The following is a 2,573-nucleotide window of genomic DNA, read 5'->3' as shown; positions in this document are numbered from 1 at the left end:
GTTAAAAATATAAACAGTCGCCATTTTTTTTGGTTTTTATATTAAAAAAATCAAAAGCTCTTAAACGAAAAAATCCTTGCAGTTAAAAACTACAAGGATTTTTTGTACCCGGAGCGGGAGTTCAACCCTTTGTCTATTCCCCAGTGAAACCAACACTTATAGATTGTCATAAAAATGGAGGGGCGTTTTTAGGGGTGATTCTAAACAATGTTACATCATTTAAGTTCTGGGTATAATTTATCAAAAACCACCCTAAACGAAACTCTTTGTTTAGGATAGTCAAGGCGTAATATTTTCAATTTATTATCAAATGTTCCTTTAGAATCAGCTTTAATAATTATTTCCCAGATACCATAATGCTTTAATGCATTCTCTATATACTCCCAATATTCATAATAGTATTGTATAAGATTATTCCCAAATGCAATCCAATTGTTCAAACCGCTATTCAATATCTTTCCTTGCTTTATCGATTCTATTATAAAAACAAGTCTTTTGTTTTTATAATCAAAAAGCATATCAATTTCGGTGTCAACCTTAATTTTCTCAGCCATTTTATACACCCAAATCTCATACATTTCATCCTCATCAGCATAAGACTTCTTATCTTCATCAGTTAAAATACAACCTCTTTTCAATAGCCATTTCATTATATTTTCACGGTTCGGAAACTTGTTTAGCTTCATAATTTTAAAACAACTTTCGTCACCAAAAGGCAGATTTACATTTAAATCGATTTCCTTACATCGAAGAATAAATACTAAAAATGGATAGCTTTTCAACTTCTTTAACCATTGAGCTATCGCAGGCTTATCAGATATCCCTAATTTTTCATTTAAAACATTAATTTCTAATTTATTCAACGAAGTAATTCTTTTTTCTACTGGTTCATAATTAACTCCTCCAATACTCTCAATGTGTCCAATTTCTTTAATAATACCGCTAACCAGATGCTCTGCCTTTTTACGAACTCTAATTTGTTGTTCCTTCTCTTGTTTAATTTTTTCTGCTTCTTTCTCTATTTTTAATTGTTGTTCTAAATCTATACGATTCTTTGCATAATCTTTAAAATAAACTTCACAGTCTTCTTCATTAAAACTTAACTCCTCAAGTGTAACGTGTTCTTCCGTCCACTTATCCATTACTTTTTTATAATAGCCTATATAAGACTTCTTATATTTACAGATTAATCTTAATTCAGCTTCTCTTTCTTTTAATTTAAAGAAATTTTGGTAGGCATTTAGATATTTTATATCCCTTTCAAGTTGGGAGTTTTTATCAGGATCAAAATTATCAAGTATCCAAATTAAATAGATACCATTTTCCTTATAAAATTTGTGTCTCGATGACATATAGTTTAGCGACAAATTAGACAACTGAATCTCAAAGGCTATTTCATAATTCTTAAATTTACAGTAAACATCAGGTCTTCTCTTTTGACCTCCTATCATTATGAATTTATCATCTATATGAACGGAAGTAACATTTTTATTTCCATGAAGCTTTTTACCAATTTCATTTTTTAAAAAAATGTGTCTTGGGCTCTCTTTAGCAGAATAAAATTCATTAAAAGATTTAATCATCTCTTTAGAAGCATTTTTTAAGGCGCAATCCTCCGAATTAGGATAATGCTTAAAATAAATAATGTCTCTTCTACTAACTGCTACATTTAGTTTTTGTTCACATTCTAAACAATTAAACTCTCTTTTTCCTGTTTGGACACTATTCCTAAGTTCAAACCTTTCTTTTTGCGAATCAGTATGTTCCGAAATACAAAAGACTTTGTTAGTATCCAGACAAAATGCATTTTCAATTGCTCGAATCATAATTAAATAGTTTTCAATAAAAATACAAATTAACATCGTAAATTATTTACGTTCTCCATAGTTTTATATAAATCCTTTCCTACTTGTAGTAGTTAAGACATCCACACTCTTTTCCGTTCTAAAAACTACAAGACTAGTTTGATGTGCGGATTAAAAAGAAACAAACAGTGAGGCAAGTCAATTATTCCAAAAAATATAAAAACAAGTCAACCTTGACAATTATTAGCCTTGCAACCTCTCATTTAGAAAGTAGAGAGTGAAGTGTGAATTTCGAGAACAACTCTTCGACGCCAAACAACTATCGGTTATTAACCGTTAAAAACCTTTAGAGTAATGAATACCAAAGGGATACAGAAAATCGTAACTTCTTGGCATAGGAGAATTCCGAGATGGTTTGAAAGGTTAAATCCTGAATGGATTGTTAACCAGCATTAAAGGTAACACTCAAGGGTAGCAAGACTTACAGAAAGTAGTCTAATTTAAAAATCAGTATTCCTTCTTTCATTTAACTGATAATTATCGGTTATTAACCGTTAAAAACCTTTAGAGTGAGGAATACCAAGGGATACAGAAAATCGTAACTTCTTGGCATAGGAGAATTCCGAGATGGTTTGAAAGGTTAAATCCCGAATGGATTGTATACTAGTATTAAAGGGAACACTCAAGTGTAGCAAGATTTACAGAAAGTAGTCTAATTTAAAAATCAGTATTTCTACGTTGCACTAACCGTTACCCATCGGTTATTAA

At 30.5% G+C, this 2,573-nt stretch carries 1 protein-coding gene; it reads right to left on the bottom strand.

Translation table 11 applies throughout. The features are described 5' to 3' along the window. Positions 1-215: 215 nt before the first annotated feature. Entirely contained in the window at positions 216-1,826 is a 1,611-nt protein-coding gene (locus DIT68_RS16140; RefSeq protein ID WP_158276213.1) for a DUF6035 family protein, read from the bottom strand. Positions 1,827-2,573: the final 747 nt, after the last annotated feature.

Origin of the sequence: Brumimicrobium oceani (assembly GCF_003143775.1) — a bacterium.
GTDB lineage: Bacteria > Bacteroidota > Bacteroidia > Flavobacteriales_D > Crocinitomicaceae > Brumimicrobium > Brumimicrobium oceani.
Note: the sequence above shows the minus strand (reverse complement) of the source record. Positions and strands in the feature narration are given on the sequence as shown.